Source organism: Campylobacter sp. IFREMER_LSEM_CL2101 (assembly GCF_025771825.1).
Classification (GTDB): domain Bacteria; phylum Campylobacterota; class Campylobacteria; order Campylobacterales; family Campylobacteraceae; genus Campylobacter_D; species Campylobacter_D lari_C.
In genome coordinates, this window is the sequence record NZ_JAKMQZ010000014.1 from 1 (window position 1) to 21091 (window position 21091).

A 21091-nucleotide genomic window follows, 5' to 3' on the forward strand; every position below is an offset into this window, starting at 1 on the left:
CAATAATAAAATATTAGTATAATAAGAATATATTACATGAGGTTGAATATATTGAAAAATAGGACTTTAAATAAAAAATAGTGTTATAAATTTTTAAAAGAACTTTTTACTAAAAGTATACTTAATAAACTAGCAATCACTATAAAAATAATATAAATATAAAAATATTTCTCATACATAAAATTAACAACAAAGGGTGTTAAAAAACCTAAAATCGCGTAAGAGATATTATAAGCAAAAGAAAGACCACTCGATCTTAACTCTGTAGTAAAAATTTGAGTCATAAAAATAGGTGCAAAAGCTATAATGCCTTGCGCAAAACAAGCAAGCAAATAAAATGATAAAAACCACTCATTATAAAAGCTAAAACTTATACCAAAAGCTCCAAAAACCACAGTAAAAATCAAGCAAATTCTAAAATGTCCTAAAAAATCCGCTAAATACCCTTGTACTAAACTTCCTAATATGATCATAATTATGGCCAAATTTTGATATAACAAAGCAGTAGTTTTACTAACTCCTAATAGGCTTTCAAAATATTGTGGCAGTATCATTAAAGTAGCTACCCCGCTTGTTAAAACCACAGTAAGTAAAGCACATATTAACATACTTTTTTTATGTGTTTTTAAAGCTTGTAAAAGTGGAAAATTTAAAATTTTTTCTTTTTCTTTTATGTTTTTAAAAGCTGGCGTTTCATTAAGCTTTGTGCGCAAAAATAAGGCTAATATGCCAAAAAATCCCCCTATAAAAAAAGGAATTCTCCAAGCAAAGCTTTCTACTTCTTCTTTATCAAAATACGCATATATGCTTAAAGTCGCTAAATTTCCAAGTAATAAACCTAAAGTCAAAGTCGCTGAAATAAAACCAAGTGCCAAGCCAAGTCTTTTTTTACTTACAAATTCACTCACAAAAATCCAAGCACCACTAACTTCAGCTCCTATAGCTAATCCTTGAGCTATCCGTATAATAAAAAGCATAAAAGTAGCTAAAAGTCCTATGCTTTCATAAGTAGGTAAAAAGGCCAAAACAAAACTTGGCACGACCATTAAAAGCATGCTAATATAAAAAACATTCTTACGCCCTTTTATATCTGCAAAATGTGCTAAAACAACAGCGCCAAAAGGTCTAGCTAAATATCCTGCTCCAAAAGCTACATAAGTATAGATTAATGGCCAAAAATCATCGTTTTGAGGAAAGAAAATTTTTGCAAAAACACTTGCAAAGAAGATAAATAAAACAAAATCATAAAATTCTAAAATACCACCTAAAGAAGCATAGATGGTATTTTTAAAAGCTTTTTGCATTATTAAATTTTGCCACCTTCGATTACTACATCATCAGCTTTTATATCATCGCTAAAAAATGGTTTTAAGGTTTCATCATAAGCTTTATGAAAAAACTGCTCATTTTGTAATTTTACAATCAAATCATTGATAAATTTTAGCATAGCTTCATCGCCTTTTTTTACAGCAGGAGCTATGACATCATGATTTCCAAGTTCTTTAATCACTACTTCAAAATTTGGATTTTCTTTAGCCCATGCAAAAAGCAATGCATTATCATGACTTAGCGCATCGCCTCTTTTACCGATTAAAGCTGCAAAGGTTTCTGTGTTTTGATCAAATTTAATCGTTTTAATTTCTGGCATATTTTTTGTAAAATACGCATCAGCTGTTGTACCTTTATTTAAAATCAAAGTTTTATTTTTTAAATCATCTATAGTTTTGATATCTAATCCTTTAGGAGCCACTACTCCAAGAGCAACTTTCATATAAGGCAAAGCAAAATCCACCACAGCTTCTCTTTCTGGAGTTTTAGTAAAATTTGCTAAGATTAAATCTACTTTATTTGACTCTAAAAACTCAACCCTATTTGCTGCTTCAACAAGCACAAATTGCACTTTAGACTCATCACCCAAAAGTTCTTTTGCTATACGTTTAGCAAAATACACATCATAGCCTTGATTTTTCCCTTGAGCGTCTAGGTAGCCAAATGGAGGTTTATCACCAAACACACCTATGCGGATAACACCTTGTTGTTTGATTTTCTCTATAGAGTTTTCATTAGAACTTGAATTTGAACAGGCGCTAAAAAAAAGTGCCATTAAAAACGATAAAAGAAAAATCTTTTTCATATTTTTTCCTTAATGATTGAAATTTAAATTTTTAAACCTTATATTAATTTTTTAAACAAATCTTTTCTAAAATAAAATTAACGATGAAAATCAAACAAATTGAGAAATTTCTTCGCACGATCAGTTTTTGGATTTTCAAAAAATTCATCAGGCTTTGAAATTTCTACTATTTTTCCATCATCCATAAAAACTATTTTATCAGCAACTGCTCTTGCAAAACCCATTTCATGCGTAACTATAAGCATAGTCATGCCATCTTTTGCTAAATTTAAAATCACATCTAAAACTTCACGCACAATTTCAGGATCAAGCGCTGCTGTAACTTCATCAAAAAGCATAATTTCAGGATTCATACAAAGGCTTCTAACTATGGCTATACGTTGTTTTTGCCCACCACTTAACTCTTTAGGATAAGCTTTTAATTTATGCAAAAGCCCTACTCTATCAAGCCAGTATTTTGCTTCTTCTAAAACCTCTTCTTTTTTTCTTTTTTGCACCTTTAAAGGCCCTAAGAGTATATTTTGCTCCACATTTAAATGATCAAAAAGCTCATAAGATTGAAACACCATACCTATTTTTTGGCGAATTTGCGTCCATTTTTTATAATTTTTATCAATTTTCTCATCATCTACAAAAATAACCCCATCAGCCATTTCTTCTAAGCCATTAATACATCTTAAAAGTGTAGATTTTCCACAGCCACTTGGACCTAGTATAACCACCACTTCTTTTTGATTTACTTCTAAATTTATATCTTTTAAAACATGATGATCATCATAATATTTTTGTAAATTTTGTATTTTTAAAATGCTCATATTAGCTCCATTTTTTCTCTAAAAACTTTGAATATACCGACAAAGGATAGCAAAGTATAAAATAAATCAATAAAATCAAACCATAAATCACAAAAGCCGCATAAGAATTTTGAAATAAATTTAGCTCAATCACTTGTTGGCCTACTTTAATAAGCTCTATACCGCCGATTAGATAAATCACTGAAGTACTTTTAATAATTCTTGTAAAAAGATTAATACTCATTGGTAATAATCTTCTTAAAGATAAAGGTATAATGATAAAAAGATAAACTTCAAATTTATTAAAACCTAAAGAAAGTCCTGATTCATACTGGTGTTTTGGTATGCTTGCTAAAGACGATCTAACCAAATCCATCATCTCAAACACACCCCAAATACTAAAAACAATAATACTAGAACCCAAAGCACTCAAATGCCATCCAAACCATTTAGCTAAGCCAAAATGCACTATAAAAAGCCAAACAATCAAAGGCATAATACGCACAAATTCAAGCATAAAACGACAAAAAGCATAAAGGATTTTATTTTTAGAATGCATTAAAATTCCAAAAAATACTCCTCCTATGAGTGAAATCAAAACACTAATCAATGAAAGCTCTAAAGTAACCTTTAAGCCTTGTGCTAGTCTAAAAAAGGTATCTTGATTTAAAATTTCAAACATAATTTAACCTTTTTTCTATACGGTTTAACACTAAAGATAAAGGTAAAATCAAAATCAAATAACAAAGCACCAAAGCAAATAAAGCTTCATTACTTTTATAATAAAGTCCTATAAGATCTTTAGCCACATATACTAAATCTGCTAAAGCAATAATGCTTACTACTGAAGTTTCTTTGAGTAAAAAAATGATATTTGCACTAATGCTTGGCATAGCTATACCCAAAGCTTGAGGCATGATAATATAACGGAAATTTTGCCATTTACTCAAACCCAAAGAAAGTCCTGATTCGTATTGTTGTTTTTTCACTGCTTCCATGCCTGCTCTTAAGCTCTCAGCCATATAAGAACCACCTAAAAAACTAAGTCCTATCACAGCACAAGCAAAAGAACTAAGATGTATCCCAAACTCAGGCAAGGCATAATATAAAAAGAAAAGTTGGATTAATAAAGGTGTGTTTCTTGAAAATTCTATATAAATTTTACAGATTGTATTTAAAAAAGAAAATTTAAAATAACTTACTCCCACGCAAAATAAACCTACTAAAAATGAAAAAAATACTCCATAAATAGCAAGTTTTAAAGTAAGCCAAGAAGCTTGTATAAACATAGGGCTAAACTTGATTAAAAAATCAAAATCCATAAAACCTTCCATACTTTAAATATAATATTGTAACAAATAAGACTTAAAAAGACTTAATTAAATTTTGCATTTTCTCTTTATTTAAAATTGCTATTTTACCTTTATTTGTGCAAATAAGCTCATTTTGTTTTAATTCTTTTAAAAAACGCGACAAAGATTCTGGGGGTAAATTTAAAATCACAGCGATTTCTTTTTGCTTTAAATTTTGTAATTTTTCTTCATTTTCTAGTAAAAAGCTGACTAATCTTGACTTTAAATCCAAAGATTTTTGTCTGATGAAATTTTCTAAAATTCGAATTTTACCGATTAAAGAAGTCAAAAGTAAAAAGCTAAATTCTCCATTTTCTAAGCATAATTTTTTAAATTCATCAAAATCAAAAACACAAATTTCACAATCTTGCTCACAAATTGCATTAGCTGGGTAATTAATACCCTCAAACACAGGCATTTCAGCTATAAAATTTACCGGAGTTAAAGTATGCAGTGTCAGCTCAAAACCTTTTGCATTTACCTTATATATACGCACTTTTCCACTTAGTAAAATGTAAATTTTATTTGCTTTTTCACCTTGAAAAAATAAAATATTCCCTTTGTTAAAATGTTTTTTCTTGCCTTTAGAAATTAAAATTTCAAAGTGTTTATCCATTTTCTTTTTCCATATTTTTGATACTTTCTTTTGCTCTTACAACTAATTCTTCATCATCTGCAAAATCAAAAAATTTAAAATGATTGCCATGTTGTACTCTACCATCTAACAAATCCCCGCTTAGTCTGTTTTTTAAATCAAGCTCAGCTATTTTAAATCCATCTAAAGTTTTAGCAAATTCAAGCAAACGACTTGGAATTTCTTTTTGCTTAGTATATAAATAACAAAAACTCTCAAGCCCTACTCTACCCACCCTACCTCGAAGCTGATGTAAGGTAGCAAGCCCAAGTCTTTCAGCCCCAACAACTACAATCACACTAAGTCTTGGTAGAGAAATCCCCACCTCAACCACCGTTGTAGAAAGCAAAATCGTGCCTTTTTCTCTAAATTCTTGTAAAATTTGATCTTTATTTTTATCTTTTCCATGGGTTACATAAACATTTTTGTATTTGTTTATCCAGTATCCTTGTGCTTGTTCTAGTGATAAATAATCTATATTTTCACTTTCATTTACCAAAGGATAAATGATGATTACTTGATGATTTTTAGCTAGCTCATCATCGATTTTTTTAAGCAAATATTTAAAATCTTTATCTTGTATACAAAAAGTCTTAATGTCTTTTTTAAAAGGCATTTGTTTGATAAAACTAAAATTTACAAGCTCACTTTGTATCATAGAAAGAGTTCTTGGTATAGGTGTAGCAGAAAATTGCACGATATGCGGAGCATATTGAGAGTTTTTGCTAAGCTCACTTATTTTTTGTCTTTGATTAGAACCAAAACGGTGTTGCTCATCTATCATCACTAAAACTGCTTCAAATTCTTCTTGATGAATGAGCGCATGTGTACCTATGATAAAATGAGCTTGTTCTTTTAATTTTGCTAAATCTTTATCTTTTTTTCCACCTTTTAAAAGCAATACATTAACAAAATTAGGTAACAGTCTTTTTGCTTCATGATAAATTTGCTCTGCTAATATACTAGTTGGAGCCATTAAAATAGCCTTTTTAGGATATACTAGCAAACTTGCAGCAAGTATAACCAAAGTCTTACCACAACCCACATCACCCATTACCACACGCCTTTTAGCAACTTTATTTTGTAAATCTTTTTTAATATCTTCTATCGCTAAAAGCTGATCATTTGTAGGGCTAAATTCTAAACCCTTAAGCCAAGAGCTTATATCAAAAAGTTCTATTTCATAAGCATTTTGTGATATTTTTTTACCCTTTAAACGCCTTAAATGATTAAAAATTTCTATATATTTTAAGTCTTTAACTATGACGTTAAAATTTTCATAAAGAGTTAAATCATCATAATTGTGTAAATTCAAAAGTAAATTAATGTATTTTTGTTCTAAATTTAGTGCTTTTAAATTAGCTTCATTGACGTATTTTAAGATAAGTTTTTTTATACTTTCATCTTTAATAGAGCTAATTTGATATTTAGGGACTATTTGACCTATATTTGTTACTATTTTTGGGTTTATAAACTGCCAAATTCCATTAAAAAAATTCATCTTTGCATGGATACAAATTAAAGCATTATGCTTAAAAAATTTGAAATGCCATTTATTAGGATGAAAAATTACTATATTTGCTTTTATACCCCATTCTAAACATTCACAAAGCATAAAAAGCTGGGAGTGATGATTTTGCGTGCTGATAATTTTTACATTTTGAGTGCAAAATGTATCTTTTGGAAACTTTGAAATTCTAAAATCATCAAATTTTTTAGGCAAAATCAAAGCCAAATCGATACAATTTTTAACCCCTAAAGCATGAAGTAGTTTTAAATCCTTTTCTTCAACTTTCATTTTCTATACTTGCAAAATTCACTTTTGTAATTTCACTATGAGCTTTAATAAAGTCATTTAGTTCATCTAAGGTAGTGTTTTTAATCTTTTGCATTTCTTCTTTTAAATTTCCAAGTTTTAAACCATGTAAATATTCATTTAGCATTATATCTAGTCTTTTAGCCAAGCTTTCATACCTTAAAGGCATAGAACCTACTAAAAATTGTTTAGCTAGTTGAAATTCTTTTTCATTGACTCCATTTTGGACAAAATTTTCAAAAACTTCCTTAACTAAAGCTTTAGCCTCATTAGAGCTTTCATTTTTAGTTTGCAAATACCCAAAAACTCTACTATAATTTAAATTTACATCAAGCATAGCATATGCTGAATACGCCAAGCCTCTTTTCACACGCACTTCTTCCATCAAACGCGAACCAAAACCACCTTGACCTAAGATAAATAAAGCAAGTTTAGCTAAATACATTTTCTCATCATTAATTTGTATATTTAATGGAGAACAAAAGTATATATAAGCTTGTTCAGTGCTTTTTTGCTCACTTACTTCTATACTCTCATCAATGAGTTTGTAACTTTTGTTTTGATTTGGGGTATTTCTTTTTAGAATTTGGCAAATTTTTTCTACTTTAATTTTTACTTCATTTTCTTTAATATCTCCACCAAAAACAAATAAAGCATTATCAAGTACTAAATTTTCACTCATAAAATCTTGCAATTCTTTTAAGCTAATCTTTTCTATGCTTTCTTTAGTCCCATCAAGACCACTAGCAAAAATTTCATCTTTGAAAACATTTTTATTCAAAAGTCTTTTTGCTTGATAATCATAATCAGTATTTAAACTTGCAAGCTCACCTAAGGCTAAAGTTTTTAATCTTTGTAGGATTTTTTCATCAAAACGCACATTTAAAAATAATTCTTGTAATCTTTCTAAAGCAAAATCAAAATGTTCTTTCAAGCATTTAATACTAATTTGAAAATGCTCAAAACTAGCCTTAGCATAAAGCTCTATAGCACGGTATTCTAAGCTTTTAAAAAACTCATCATTGCTTCCTTCGTTTAAAAGCCTAGCAAGCATACTTGCACAACCTCTATTGTGTTTTTCTGCTATTTTTCCACTATTTTTAAAAATGAGTTTAAAAAATACTACAGGAAGCTCATTTTCATACTCATATATTATGTCTATTTTAGTATTATTAAAGTCTAAATTTAGCATTAAAACCTTTCTAAAATATTATAAGCTGTGTCGCGCTTAGCAGGTAATTCCCCTATATCTTTGATAAGTTCTATCATTTGTTCTTGATTCATTCTGTATTTTGCACCAGCTGCTGCTACGACATTTTCTTCCATCATAGTCGAACCTAAATCATTTGCACCAAATTTTAAAGCAAGTTGGCCTATTAAAGAGCCTTGCGTTACCCATGAACTTTGTAAATTTTTAAAATTATCCAAATATAATCTTGCTAAAGCTAGCAATCTTAAATATCTATTAGAGCTTTGTTTGATGATTTCAGGGTGTTTTTTGATTAAAGGGGTATTTTCACTTTGAAATGACCACAAAATAAAAGCTCTAAAGCCATTTGTTTTATCTTGTAAATTTCTTAAATGATCAAAATGTTCGATAATTTCCTCATCATTTTCAACCGTACCAAACATCATTGTAGCAGTACTTTTCATACCTATATTATGCGCACTCTCATGCACTCTAAGCCAGGTGGCTGTGTCACATTTGTGTGGTGCGATGATATCTCTTACCCTATCGCTTAATACTTCAGCACCCGCTCCAGGTATAGAAAAAAGTCCTTTAGCTTGTAATCTTTTTAAAACCTCTTCTATAGAAATTTTAGAAACTCTTGCTATATAAGCTATCTCTACTGCTGAAAAACCATGCACAGTGATGGTTGGATAATTAGTTTTTATATAAGAAAGTAAGTTTTCATACCATTCTATTTTAAGTTTTGGATGCACCCCACCTTGAAATAAAATTTGCGTTCCACCTATGGCTTGTAATTCTTCTATTTTTTGCCCTATTTCTTCGTATTTTAAAATATAAGAATCATCATCTTTTTCTTTTCTACAAAAAGCGCAAAAATCACAATCAATACAGCAAATATTTGTATAATTTATATTTCTATCTACCACAAAAGTAGTTATTTTTTCAGGGTGAAGCTCTAATTTTTTCTCATATGCCATTGCGCCTAATTCATACAAAGGTGCATTTTGGAGCAAATTTAATGCTTCTTTTTTGCTTAATCTATTCATTATTAACCTTTTTTATAAAAAAGAATTATTATAGCATTTAAATGTAAAATAATCTTAAAAACGCTATAATCAAGCCCTTTAATTTCATATATTCATAGGATACTCATGACTTATAGGTCTTTATTTAAAAACAATAAAACTTTTCGCCTTTTAGCAACAGTACAATTTATAAGTTATTTTGGTGCGTGGTTTTCTCAAGTAGGTGTTTTTACTCTTTTAACTAAAGAGCTACAAGCACCTGCAAATATCATAGGTTTTTCAGCTATTTTTGTTTTTTTACCTTCTATTATACTTGCACCTATAAATGGAGTTATAGTAGATAGATTTAAACCTAAGAATTTATTGCTAACAATGATTAGCATTGAGATGATTTCTATTTTTATGCTAATTTTTGTAAATTCTTTGGCTATGCTTTGGTTTTTATACTTTTTAACCTTTGTGCGTATGGCGGTTGCAAGTATGTATTTCCAAACAGAAATGTCAGTTTTACCTAAAATTTTAACCCCACAAGAATTAAAACTAGGTAATGAGCTTCATAGTATTATATGGGCTGTATCATATGCTTTGGGTATGGGTGCAGCAGGACTTTTTATAGATCTTTTTGGAGTAAAACCAGCTTTCATAGCTGATACTTTAATGTTATTTTGCGCTATGCTTATACTTAAAACTTTAATCTTACCCGATGAAAAAAACACCACACAAAACAATCTTTTTATACTAATCAAAGAAGGTTTATCTTATGTATTTAACAATAAAAAAATCATTCATTTGATTTTACTTCATGGAGTTGTAGGGATAACCGCTTATGATGTTTTAATCACTCTTTTAGCTGAATATGAATATGCAAAAGTTATTTCCATACCTCTAGCTATAGGGCTTTCTAATGCCATAAGGGCTATATCTTTACTCATAGGTCCTTATGTTCTTAGTCCTTATATTAATAAAAATACTTTAGTATATTTATATTTAGCGCAAGGTATAGGTATAATGCTTTGGGCTTGTTTGCAATTTAACTTTTATCTTGCCTTTATAGGCTTAATAATGGCAGGTTTTTGTACTTCATCTTTATGGAGCTATACTTACACACTTTTGCAAAATGATTGTGATAAAAGATACTATGGTAGAGTGATTGCCTATAATGATATGGTGTATTTAACCTTTAGTGCGATTATTGCTTTTTCAACAGGATATTTATTTGAATTTTATGGAGTAAAATTAAGCCATTTTACTTTTGGCTTAGGAGTATGTTTTATCTTTGCGGCGATTTATTGGTGGTGGTTTAATAAAAAATATAATTAATCCACCTTAGAATAATAAACCCCACCCGCTGAAAAGTTCTTATCAAAATACGCTGTTTCAGGCACAAGATCTGATTTTCCTGGATATATTCTACCCTCTCTATTTAATATCCTATAAAAACGCTCCATAAGTCTTATTTTGAAATCTTGATCAAAATAAATCATCATATTTCTTGAAAAAATCACATCAAATTTCCCAAGCTTAAACAAAGAATCATCAAAAACATTACAAAGCTCAAAACGACATCTACAAGCTAAGGTTTCTTTTTTAAGCTGATACATCCTATCTTTTACATCAAAATAACGCGTTTTTTGCATAGTGTTTAATCTAGCTACTGAACGCTCTGAATATATCATTTCATTGCATTTATCTATCATTTTTTTATTAATATCTATACCAACTATATTCATACCTTTAATGAAATTCTCACTTGCTAAAATAGCTAAAGAATACACTTCCTCACCACTTGAGCATGGAGCACAAAGCACATTTACAGGACGATCAAGAGATTTTATATAAAAAATTACATCTTTTAATTGCTCTAATTCTCTAAAAAAATAAGTCTCACAAACTGTGATAAAATCCATAGTTTCTTGTTTTAAATTTCTTTGAAACTGCACTTTTTCATTTAATTCACTAAGACTACTTAAACCTAGTTCTTGTAAAAATTTAGGCAACTTTATAGATAAAATATCTTTTTTAGTATTAAGGTTATTTCCGCTTATTTGTTCTACTATTTTTATAAAATCATTCATTTCATTTTCTGTAATTTTTATCATCTTTCCATCCTATGACTTGATAAAATTAATTATTTCTTTTTTGAGCTCTATTAAACTCATAGGCTTTAAATTTGGGTTAGTATCTCTAGCTTTTTTTGGCATTCCATATACTATAGAATCTGCCTCATTTTCACACAAGCACCTTACCCCAACCTTATAAAGCTCAAACAAAGATTTAGCACCATCATCACCCATTCCCGTCATAATCAAAGCTAAAATTTTATGATATTTGCAAAGATTTACAGCCGAATGAAATAAAACATCAATTCCTGGATTAAAACTACTTGTTTGCTCTGTAGCATTTAATACCAAAGCATTATTTCCGCTTAAAACCATATTTCTTTGACAAATATAAATTTTATTTTTTAAAACTTCTTTATCGCTTGGTATGATCACATCACTTTTTGCTTCTTTGTTAAACTGATTTACAAAAGAAGGAATAAAAGCTGGGTTCATGTGCTGAGCAATCACCACCGCGCAGTCTTTAAGTTCTACATCGTTTAGTAAAAACTTTAGTTGGCTTGGACCACCCGTTGAAGAACCAATCAAAATAAGCTTCATTTTTTACCTTAAATAATTATTGTTATTATATCAAATAAATATTTGAAAATATCAAAAAATAATTATATACAAGAAAGAAAAATTTTAATTAAATATGATAAAATTAATACTTTAAAATTTCAATGATAAAGTGATTGTTAAATGTTAAGAGAAAAAATTTACATAGCAAGTGATCATGCTGGCTTTGTTTTAAAGCAAGAGATTGTCAATTTTTTACAAGAAAAAAATATAAGCTTTGAAGACTTAGGTCCTTTTAGCGAGGATCGCTGTGATTATCCTGATTATGCGCATTTATTAAGCTCTAAAATTGATGAAAATAGTTTTGGAATTTTAGTATGTGGATCAGGTATTGGTATGAGTATAGCAGCAAATCGCCATAAAAATATACGCTGTGCTTTGTGCAACGAACCTTTAAGCGCTAAACTCTCAAGAGAGCATAATGATGCAAATGTTTTAGCCTTAGGAGCTAGATTAACCGGAGTAGATATGGCTTTTGAAATCATCTCAAATTTCATCAATACTACTTTTAGCGGTGGAAGACATTGTGCGCGAATTAGTAAAATAGAGGCAAAATTATGATTTTAAGTTGGCTTGTATTAACTGTATTAATTTGTGTTAGTATTTATATGACTATTATGTTGCTTTATTATAAAACCTTACTTCATAAAGAAAAAGTAGCAAAAGAATTTATAAAAAACAACCTTGATGATACTGAAATAGTTATTAGAAAGCTACAAGTACAACTTCAAAGAAGTTTAGGAAATATAGATATTCTAACCGAAGAGTTAAACAAAAGCAAAGCAGACTTAACTTCTCTTAGAACAAGAAATTCACAATATCGTATCGAAAATGAAAAATTAAGACAAAGAATCAAAGAATTAGAAGCAAAAATCGAGGCATTATTATGATGAAAGAACAAGATAAAAAATACTTATTAGATAGCATTAGAGCTATTAAGGATTTTCCAAAAGAAGGGATTATTTTTAGAGATATTACTACTTTGTTAAACAACAAAGAAGCATTTGCGTTTTTAATGGATCACTTGGTAGAAAAGTATCAAAACGCAAAGCTTGATTATATCGTTGGTATAGAAAGTAGAGGTTTTATTTTTGGAGCTGCGCTAAGTGCTAGATTAAAACTACCTTTTGTGCCTATTAGAAAACCAGGCAAATTACCTTCAAAATGCTTGCAAGAATCTTATAGCTTAGAATATGGCAGTGATACCATAGAAATTCACATTGATGCATTTAACAATCAAAAAGCAAATGTTTTACTTATAGATGATCTCATCGCTACAGGTGGCACGGCTATCGCTGCTGTTAAACTCATAGAAAAACTCAATGCAAAATGCGTTGAAGCTTGTTTTTTACTAGAATTAAAAGATCTTGATGGGGCTAAAGAATTAGCTAAATTAACTTCTATTTATAGTGTTTTAGAGGTATAAAATGGAAGAATTTTTAAAACAACTTTTGTATGATTATAAAAACTGGGCTTATATTATCGTGTTTTTATGGTGCATACTTGAGGGAGAACTTGCGCTTATTTTAGCAGGTATTTTTGCACATGAAGGCCATGTAAATTTAGGACTTATCATCTTTGTAGCAGGTTTGGGTGGTTTTGTAGGTGATCAAATATATTTTTATATAGGAAGATATAATAAAAAATACATTCAGAAAAAACTCCGCACCCAAAGGCGTAAATTTGCCATAGCACATTTGCTCTTGCAGCGTTTTGGCTGGCCTATTATATTCATACAAAGATATATGTATGGCTTTAGAACCATTATACCTATGAGCATAGGACTAACACGTTATAGTGCGAAAAAATTTGCATTTATTAATCTCATTAGTGCTTGGGCTTGGGCTGCAATAACCATTTTACTTGCTTGGTTTTTTGGGAAAGAAATTTGGCTTGCAGTAGAATGGGCTGGAGATCACTGGTATTTTGCAGTGCCTATTATCGCTTGTTTTCTACTTGCTTTATTTTTAGGTATGAAACAAATAGAAAAATCAATACTTAGAAAAAGGACTCATAAATGACTTTTAATTTTAAAGAAGAAACTATAAATTCTATAAATGCTGACTTTGAAATCATTTTAATACAAGATAAAAAGATAGAAAAATACACTCAAAGCCAAGAACTTTTTAAACTTTCAAACTACAAAGGCGAAGGAATTTGCATAGATATGCAAAATAAAATTCTTTATAGCGAACTTAAAAGTTTAGAATATGAAGATATAAGACTTGCTTTTGCAAATGCCTATAAGGCTTTAAAAAAACTTGAAATTCAAAGTGTTAAAACAAAAAGTGTTGTAGGAAAATGCGTAGTAAATAGTTTTAATGCTATGATTCAAGGATTTACTTTTGGTGCTTATGAGTTTGATAAATACAAAAAAGAAAAAACACCGAGTAAATTAGAAAATATTTTCATTTCAAAAGATGAGATTAATGACAAAACATACAACCTAGAAGAAGCTTGTATAGGTATAAACTATGGACAAGTTTTTTCAAATGCTTGTGATTTTGCAAAAAATATCGTAAATGAAATTCCACAAATTTACACTCCTGCAAAAATGGCCGAAGACGCGCTTAGTTTAAGTCAAAATGATTGCAAGATTTCATGTAAAATTTATGAAAGCGATTTCTTAGAGCAAGAAAAAATGCAAGCATTTTTAGCGGTAAATCGTGCTTCAATCCATCCTCCAAAACTTATTCATCTTTCATATAAACCACAAAATCCAAAAATGAAAGTAGTGTTTGTAGGTAAAGGGCTAACTTATGATAGTGGTGGGCTTAGTTTAAAACCTGCTGATTATATGCTTACGATGAAATCAGATAAAAGTGGTGGTGCGGCTGCAATGGCTATTATCAAAGGTGCAAGTGAATTAAACCTTGATATAGAAGTGCATTCTATCATCGGTGCAACTGAAAACATGATAGGTGGAAATGCTTACAAGCCTGATGATGTACTTATCTCAAGAGAAGGTGTGAGTATTGAGGTTAGAAATACCGACGCAGAAGGAAGATTAGTTTTAGCAGATTGTCTTTCACTTGCTCAAGATCTAAAACCTGATTTATTAATAGATCTTGCCACTCTAACCGGAGCTTGCGTAGTAGGACTTGGAGAATACACAAGTGCCATCATGGGAAATAATGAAGATTTACAAAATGATTTTTTCAAAGTAAGTAAAAAAAGTGGAGATTTAGCTACTATTTTACATTTTAACCCACACTTAAAAGAGCTTATAAAATCAAATATAGCAGATGTAAGTAATACCTCTTCAAGTCGTTATGGCGGGGCTATTACTGCAGGGTTATTTTTAAATTCTTTCATTAGAGAAGAATACAAAGACAAATGGTTACATTTAGACATCGCAGGGCCAGCTTACTTAGAAAAAGCTTGGGGTTATCATAGCTTTGGTGCAAGTGGAGCGGGTGTTAGAATGTGTCTTTCATATTTACTTTATCTTTCAAGGAAACAAAAATGAGTTTATCAGTTGGTATAGTAGGACTTCCAAATGTTGGAAAATCTACCACTTTTAATGCACTAACAAGAGCGCAAAATGCCGAAAGTGCAAATTATCCATTTTGCACCATAGAACCAAACAAAGCAGTCGTTCCTGTGCCTGATCATCGCTTAAAAGAGCTAGCAAAGATTGTCAATCCACAAAAAATCATACGCTCAAATATAGAATTTGTTGATATAGCAGGCTTAGTAGCTGGCGCTAGCAAAGGCGAGGGTTTGGGTAATAAATTTTTATCTAACATACGCGAAACTGAGATGATTTTGCATATTGTGCGTTGTTTTGATGATGAAAATATCACCCATGTTGCAGGTAGTGTTGATCCTGTACGTGATGTGCAAATCATAGAAACAGAACTTATACTAGCAGATATAGAGCAACTTAGTAAAAAAATAGAAAAACTCACTAAAGGTGCAAAGGCTAACGAAAAAGGTGCAAAAGAAAGTCTAGCTTTAGCTAATGAACTTTTAGAACATTTAAATCAAAACAATAGCGCAAGTTCTTTCCCAAATAAAAATGAAGTCTATCATGCTCTTATAAAAGAACTAAGATTGCTTTCAGCTAAGGAAGTAATATATGGGGCAAATGTAGATGAGAATTCCCTTTTAGAAGATAATGAATTTGTAAAAGATCTTAAAGAATTCGCCGCAAAATCAGGCCATGAGGTTATCAAGCTTTGCTCTAAAATAGAAGAGGAAATGATAGCTTTAAGCGATGAAGAGCATTTTGAGTTTTTAAAATCTTTAGGCGTTGAGCGTAGTGGGCTTGAAGTAGTTATACGCACAGCCTTTTCAAAGCTTAATTTAATTAGCTATTTTACCGCAGGACAAGTAGAAGTTAGATCATGGACTATACAAAGAGGCTGGAAAGCACCAAAAGCAGCAAGCGTGATCCACAATGACTTTGAAAAAGGTTTTATCAAAGCTGAAGTGATTTCTTATGAAGATTATATCGCTTGTAAAGGCGAAAGTGGTGCTAAAGAAGCAGGAAAACTACGCCTTGAAGGGAAAGATTATATCGTACAAGATGGCGATGTAATGCATTTTAGATTCAATGTTTAATTCAAATTGCAAGCTGTTTTAGCTTGCAATCTCAAAAATACACCCCACCACTTAAATATAATTTCATTCTATGCTCATCATCGTATTTGTATTGATGTAATGCTCTAGCTGCATCAAGTTTTATATAATACTCATTAGCTTTATTATAAAGTATTTGTAAGCCTACTGCATCTAAAAAATGCTCATCTGCTAATCTACCCCCATCTTTTTCATACCAAGCATAACCTACATCATAAAAAGGAGTAAAATAAAAATTAGTATTTGGTATATTTATTCTTATACCAAAGTTAGCTACTATGGTATTATCTCCATCACCCTCTCCATTATCATAAGCTCTTACTCCATAAGCTCCACCTAAAGATGAACTCTCAGAAGAATCTAATTCAAAATTTCCTAATACCTTTTGATAGTTTATATTTAAAGTATGAGTAATGTATTCATTAATACTATAATAATTATTCAAACTAGCATTGAGTTTTCTAAACCAGCCAAAAGTTTTACTACCGAATTTAAAATCACTATCATCATATACCTTGCCTATGATAATATTTGCACTATAACTTAAAGCATTGTTTTCAAAGCCTCTAAATAAACCCTCTAAACCCATGCTACCTACATTAGAACTTTTATCAAAGGTTAAAAATCCAGCTCTTGTGTCACTAAGTATTTTATGATACAAACTTGAAGTTAAATAAAATGACGAACCGGTAGTAATCCACATAGGATAAGAAAAGTCTATACCAAAATTTCTAGAAGTACCATAAAAACCCGCATCTTTGTATTTTCCACCTAAAGAATAAGAGCCTTGAGATACACTTGGAGTGATTTTTAAATTTCCTAAAAAGAAAGTATAACTAGCTCCATAGTTGATTTGCTTTTCATTGCTTGATTGTAAGTAAAAATTATAATAATCTCCCATATTAAATATAGAATTAAATCCCATACTAATACCAGCTCTAATATCCCCTGAGCTTTTAATACCATAATTATCACTATATAATAATACATTAGCCTTAGTATCAGGAACTACTTCTATAACTATATCAGTTTCTCCTACATTCTCTCCTGCTTGTAAGCCTGCTAGGGTTTGAATGCCATACATTTCATCTAATCTATAAATTCCATTTTCAACCAAAGAAGTGGTAATAATCTTGCCTTTATCTTTTGGATTAAATTTACTATCAAAAAAATAATCTTTTATATTAGTTTTATTCTTTACTATATACTTACCTAATGTTCCTAAGGCTATGTTTATTTGCACACTATCTTCAAATTCTTGTTGAGGCACATAAGCTGTTGCAGCAGGATAGCCATTAACTTGGAAATAATAAGCAATGATATTAGATATATCTTGTAAATCTTGTAAGCTAAATTTTCTAGTACTAAACTCACTAATGAGTATTTGTAAATCTTCTTCTTTAATACCTAGCTTTTCAAAGCTAGTGTTTTCATTAGTGATAACAAATTTGTATTTGGTTATTACTTGTTTAGTGGTGGTAGTATTAGTTTGATTACTTGAGTTAATAGAGTTAGTATTAGAACTATTAGTGGTTTGATTGTTTGAAGTGTTATTAGTTGAATTAGAACTATTATCATTTACACTAGTATTAGCTTTATCATTGTTAGTATTAGTGGTTTGATTGTTAGTTTCATTTTCTTGATTGAGTTTTTCTTTTAATTCTTTCTTTTTTTCTTCAAAGTCTTTTTTAGCTTCTTGACTTTTTTTATAATCATCTTTGGTTTTTAGATTTTCTTTGATAGCTTTGTTTTGAGGGAGGTTTCTATCAGGGGATAATTCTATAACCTTTTCTATATCATTTTTAGCTATGGTAATACTTCCATTATTAGCATAGACTAAAGAGCTAAGTGCTATAGTGCTAAGTAAAAGTTTTTTCATACTTATTTTTTCCTTTTAACGGTGTATTTTAAAATCATGGGTTTTATTTTTATATCTATTATTGATGAATCAAAATATTATTTAATATGAGTATTTATTAATATACTCGTTATTACACTAGGATAAATCCTAGTGTTGTTGTTAAAAAGAGCTTACAATACAAGGGTTCATAGCTTTTGAATTATCGCTTACTATGCAAATTTTACCTTTTTGTACAAGAGAGGCTTCCTCAACTTCATTCTTTTCCTCTTCATCTACAACTGCAGCATTACCTAGTTTGTCTGAATTTTGTTTTTGAATAGATGATACTACTTGACTAGCATCAGATCCATTACTTGTATCTCCGTTATTATCATTTCCATTATTTGTACCTGGATTTAGAATAACAGCACTTAAAGTAGGTGTTTCTGGAGTACTTGAAGAAACACCATAGGTTCTAAAATTACCTTCGTGATGATTTTCATTTTCTATTTGTGTCAGTAATTTATCGTTATCAGTTTTTAATACTTTATTTTTTTCCAATAAACCTTCAATATTAGCCACAATTTCTCTAAGTCTTTTTTGAGCTATTAACAACTCATCTTCATCTAAAAGTCCTTTGTTGATAGAATTTACAAGGCTATTATACTCATCTTGTAAGTCTTTTATTGATGTGTTATTATTTATTATAGCTTCATTGTTTTTTTCGATACTGCTTACAGGATCTATTAAAGATTTAACATAAGCTTTTAGTGCTTCACCTTGCTTTAAAATTTCTTCTGCTTCTCCTTTTAATCCATCAAAAGTTGCTTTAACTCCATTATCAAAATTAGAATCTTCAGCTTCATTTTCACTATAAGCTAGCATAAAATCTATACTTTGAGCTAAAGAATGTGCTAAATTTTCTCTTTCTTTCTCTGAATATTTACTTTTATCAAGTAAGAAATTTGCTAAAAAATCTTCCTTGGATTTAGTATCGCTTAACTTATCATAAGCCTCTAAAAATGCTTGCAAAGTATTTAAATCTATCGCGTAAGAATGTCTTTTTAAAGAGTTAAAGATATCATTTACTATATCTTTATAAAGATCATCTTGTGTTAGAGTTGCTTGATCATTTTTTGCTTCTTGTGCGCTTAGGTATTCTTTTTCCGCAGGCTTAGTAATACTTGGCAATGATGGATCTTTTATAGAATTAAATTTATTTTCAAAATCTTTATACTCACTATCATTTTTACTTTCATAAGTATGAAAATTAATTTCACTATAATACTTACTATCCGAAGTAGCATTAGTTAAAATTCCATTTTTGTGATAAACATGGACGTTGTTTATTGAGTACTTTGGTGCAAAAAACTCATCAATATTACCAAATAACTTTCCAACATAATTATATTTTCCACCATAAGGACTGTGATTAATAGCTTCAAATTTTGAATTATCTTGAAAATTGATATATACATTAGACATATCAAATATCTCCCCTTTTCCTATAAATCCACCTAAATATATCTTAGAAGTATTATTACCGGTTGCAATAGCCTTTAAACTACCGATGTTATTTAATGCTATATCATTAAAATCAAACGAAGCATTTGAAGCCAAATAGCCTGCAAATCCACCTAAATAAGCAGAGTAATATCCTGTTGATTCTATACTATTTATTGTATCTATTTTTATATTATCAAAGGTTGCATTATCATGAATAGCATAACCTAAAAAACCACCAACATGATCTCCACCTTTAATTGAAACAATTTTGTAAATTTTTATATTATCAAAATCTCCTCCTGTGAGATGTCCTACAAAACCACCAACATATTTTTTGCCAATAATGTTATTAACATTCGAAAAGGTTATATGTTTAATATTAGCATCACTTACACCTCCGGCAAACCCACCAACTTTTTCATGTCCAATTATTTCATTTATTTGATCAACTTGAACTTGATCTATAATACCATATCTAACTTCTCCAGCAAACCCACCAACTATAGATTCATATCCTCTTTTTACATTTGCTTTAATTGTATTAATACCACTTAGTTTAAGATTTTCAAATTTTGAATTCTTAGCTGAACCAACAAAACCACCTATAAAAAGATAAACCCCATTATCGTTATCAGATTTTGCATTAATACTTCCGTTCATATAATCTACATTGACATTTTTAAAAGTTGCATTTTGTGCTTTTCCAAATATACCTACAAATTGAGGTTTATTTTTAACTTCATCTGACATCGTATCTATATTAATATTCTTAAGCGTATATCCTTGCCCATCAAAGGTTTTATTAAAAGCACTACCATCTTTAAAACCTACTATCATATTAGTACAACCAAGTCCTTCTATACAATAGTTTGCGTAGTTTTGCCAATCTTTGCCTTCATCGCCTTTACCTTGATTTCCACCAAAATCTATATCATTAGTAAGTTTAAAGGTATTTCCTACTACATTATTTCTAAAATCAGTTTTTTCATTCCACCCTTTAGCAAAGTGCCACCAATCTTGCACAGAACCTATGCTAATGTATTGATTATATGTTTTTTTGAGATTGTTATTTACATTATTAAATTCATCGTATTTTTTTGTAGGATTATAGTAATATCCCGTAGCACTTAAATACAATGTCCCCTTATTTGCTTCAACATTTACATTTTGTACTTGCGTTGTTCCTACATCTGCATAAACTTCATTGCCTTTTAAATTTAGCTCATTAGTTTCTATTTTATTTAATTTTCCTTCGTCAAAACCTGCTTCAAGTACTATTTTATTACCTTGCAAGGTAATGCTATTAGTTGCATTAATCTTTCCTAAATTTACAACATTGCCATTATTTGGCTTGATTTTAGGTGAAAATGCTTGCGGGTTATCAAAACTAAGATTTTTAAAAGTATTAAAATCATCATTACTTAAAGTAGCAGTTGAAGCCATAAAATTTTTAGCATTGATGATAGATCCACTCTTTTCTATGATTACCCCATTAGGATTGATTAAAAAGACATTATTACCACCTGCATTTAATAT

Annotated in this window: 20 protein-coding genes; 7 read left to right on the forward strand and 13 right to left on the reverse strand. The window is 29.8% G+C overall.

From position 1 onward, the window contains the following. Window positions 1-83: 83 nt before the first annotated feature. From L8V88_RS07370 to L8V88_RS07410, 9 genes are all read right to left on the reverse strand, one after another. Entirely contained in the window at window positions 84-1304 is a 1221-nt protein-coding gene (locus tag L8V88_RS07370; protein ID WP_263727396.1) for an MFS transporter, read from the reverse strand. Window positions 1305-1306: 2 nt separating this feature from the next. After that, the gene (locus L8V88_RS07375; protein ID WP_412175406.1) at window positions 1307-2104 is read right to left on the reverse strand and encodes a cysteine ABC transporter substrate-binding protein; all 798 of its coding nucleotides are present in this window, start codon (window positions 2102-2104) and stop codon (window positions 1307-1309) included. Window positions 2105-2211: 107 nt separating this feature from the next. After that, complete coding sequence (locus tag L8V88_RS07380) at window positions 2212-2949, reverse strand: amino acid ABC transporter ATP-binding protein (protein ID WP_263727398.1); 738 nt, start codon at window positions 2947-2949, stop codon at window positions 2212-2214. Window position 2950: 1 nt separating this feature from the next. After that, complete coding sequence (locus L8V88_RS07385; RefSeq protein WP_039618154.1) at window positions 2951-3610, reverse strand: amino acid ABC transporter permease; 660 nt, start codon at window positions 3608-3610, stop codon at window positions 2951-2953. Next, complete coding sequence (locus L8V88_RS07390) at window positions 3603-4250, reverse strand: amino acid ABC transporter permease (RefSeq protein WP_039618152.1); 648 nt, start codon at window positions 4248-4250, stop codon at window positions 3603-3605. Before L8V88_RS07390 ends, L8V88_RS07385 begins: the two co-directional genes overlap by 8 nt. Window positions 4251-4293: 43 nt before the next feature. Next, window positions 4294-4896 carry a nitrosative stress-response regulator, Crp/Fnr family gene (locus tag L8V88_RS07395; RefSeq protein ID WP_012661401.1) on the reverse strand — a complete coding sequence of 201 codons (603 nt, stop codon included), beginning with the start codon at window positions 4894-4896 and terminating at the stop codon, window positions 4294-4296. Next, on the reverse strand, window positions 4889-6712 hold the full coding sequence (gene recG, locus L8V88_RS07400; RefSeq protein WP_263727399.1) for an ATP-dependent DNA helicase RecG: 1824 nt from the start codon (window positions 6710-6712) through the stop codon (window positions 4889-4891). Before recG ends, L8V88_RS07395 begins: the two co-directional genes overlap by 8 nt. Then, window positions 6702-7922, reverse strand: a complete 1221-nt coding sequence (locus L8V88_RS07405; protein WP_263727400.1) for a M16 family metallopeptidase — start codon at window positions 7920-7922, stop codon at window positions 6702-6704. The genes recG and L8V88_RS07405 overlap by 11 nt, the downstream gene beginning before the upstream one ends. Further along, on the reverse strand, window positions 7922-8968 hold the full coding sequence (locus L8V88_RS07410; RefSeq protein WP_263727401.1) for a dehypoxanthine futalosine cyclase: 1047 nt from the start codon (window positions 8966-8968) through the stop codon (window positions 7922-7924). The genes L8V88_RS07405 and L8V88_RS07410 overlap by 1 nt, the downstream gene beginning before the upstream one ends. A gap of 105 nt (window positions 8969-9073) precedes the next feature. Between L8V88_RS07410 and L8V88_RS07415 the strand changes: the two genes are divergently transcribed. Continuing rightward, complete coding sequence (locus tag L8V88_RS07415; protein ID WP_263727402.1) at window positions 9074-10267, forward strand: MFS transporter; 1194 nt, start codon at window positions 9074-9076, stop codon at window positions 10265-10267. Here L8V88_RS07415 and L8V88_RS07420 read toward each other — a convergent pair. Both L8V88_RS07420 and L8V88_RS07425 read right to left on the reverse strand, forming a co-directional pair. Continuing rightward, the gene (locus tag L8V88_RS07420; protein WP_263727403.1) at window positions 10264-11046 is read right to left on the reverse strand and encodes a CheR family methyltransferase; all 783 of its coding nucleotides are present in this window, start codon (window positions 11044-11046) and stop codon (window positions 10264-10266) included. The genes L8V88_RS07415 and L8V88_RS07420 overlap by 4 nt on opposite strands. Before the next feature lie 9 nt (window positions 11047-11055). Continuing rightward, complete coding sequence (locus L8V88_RS07425) at window positions 11056-11607, reverse strand: CheB methylesterase domain-containing protein (RefSeq protein WP_263675720.1); 552 nt, start codon at window positions 11605-11607, stop codon at window positions 11056-11058. 141 nt (window positions 11608-11748) lie between these two features. Here L8V88_RS07425 and rpiB point away from each other — a divergent pair, with 141 nt between their 5' ends. The 6 genes from rpiB to ychF are packed head-to-tail and all read left to right on the forward strand — an operon-like array spanning window position 11749 to window position 16191. Further along, window positions 11749-12186 carry a ribose 5-phosphate isomerase B gene (gene rpiB / locus L8V88_RS07430; RefSeq protein WP_263676821.1) on the forward strand — a complete coding sequence of 146 codons (438 nt, stop codon included), beginning with the start codon at window positions 11749-11751 and terminating at the stop codon, window positions 12184-12186. After that, window positions 12183-12515 carry a hypothetical protein gene (locus L8V88_RS07435; protein ID WP_039618138.1) on the forward strand — a complete coding sequence of 111 codons (333 nt, stop codon included), beginning with the start codon at window positions 12183-12185 and terminating at the stop codon, window positions 12513-12515. Before rpiB ends, L8V88_RS07435 begins: the two co-directional genes overlap by 4 nt. Beyond that, the gene (gene apt, locus L8V88_RS07440) at window positions 12515-13051 is read left to right on the forward strand and encodes an adenine phosphoribosyltransferase (protein ID WP_263675729.1); all 537 of its coding nucleotides are present in this window, start codon (window positions 12515-12517) and stop codon (window positions 13049-13051) included. Before L8V88_RS07435 ends, apt begins: the two co-directional genes overlap by 1 nt. A 1-nt stretch (window position 13052) precedes the next feature. Then, window positions 13053-13646 carry a DedA family protein gene (locus L8V88_RS07445; RefSeq protein WP_263676822.1) on the forward strand — a complete coding sequence of 198 codons (594 nt, stop codon included), beginning with the start codon at window positions 13053-13055 and terminating at the stop codon, window positions 13644-13646. Continuing rightward, window positions 13643-15094 carry a leucyl aminopeptidase gene (locus L8V88_RS07450; protein ID WP_263727404.1) on the forward strand — a complete coding sequence of 484 codons (1452 nt, stop codon included), beginning with the start codon at window positions 13643-13645 and terminating at the stop codon, window positions 15092-15094. Before L8V88_RS07445 ends, L8V88_RS07450 begins: the two co-directional genes overlap by 4 nt. Then, entirely contained in the window at window positions 15091-16191 is a 1101-nt protein-coding gene (gene ychF / locus L8V88_RS07455) for a redox-regulated ATPase YchF (protein ID WP_214124714.1), read from the forward strand. Before L8V88_RS07450 ends, ychF begins: the two co-directional genes overlap by 4 nt. A gap of 31 nt (window positions 16192-16222) precedes the next feature. Here the strand turns inward: ychF and L8V88_RS07460 are convergent, their stop codons facing one another. Both L8V88_RS07460 and L8V88_RS07465 read right to left on the reverse strand, forming a co-directional pair. After that, window positions 16223-18088 carry a ShlB/FhaC/HecB family hemolysin secretion/activation protein gene (locus L8V88_RS07460; protein WP_263727405.1) on the reverse strand — a complete coding sequence of 622 codons (1866 nt, stop codon included), beginning with the start codon at window positions 18086-18088 and terminating at the stop codon, window positions 16223-16225. 141 nt (window positions 18089-18229) lie between these two features. Then, on the reverse strand, window positions 18230-21091 hold a 2862-nt coding region (locus tag L8V88_RS07465; protein WP_412175405.1), incomplete at its 5' end, for a hypothetical protein.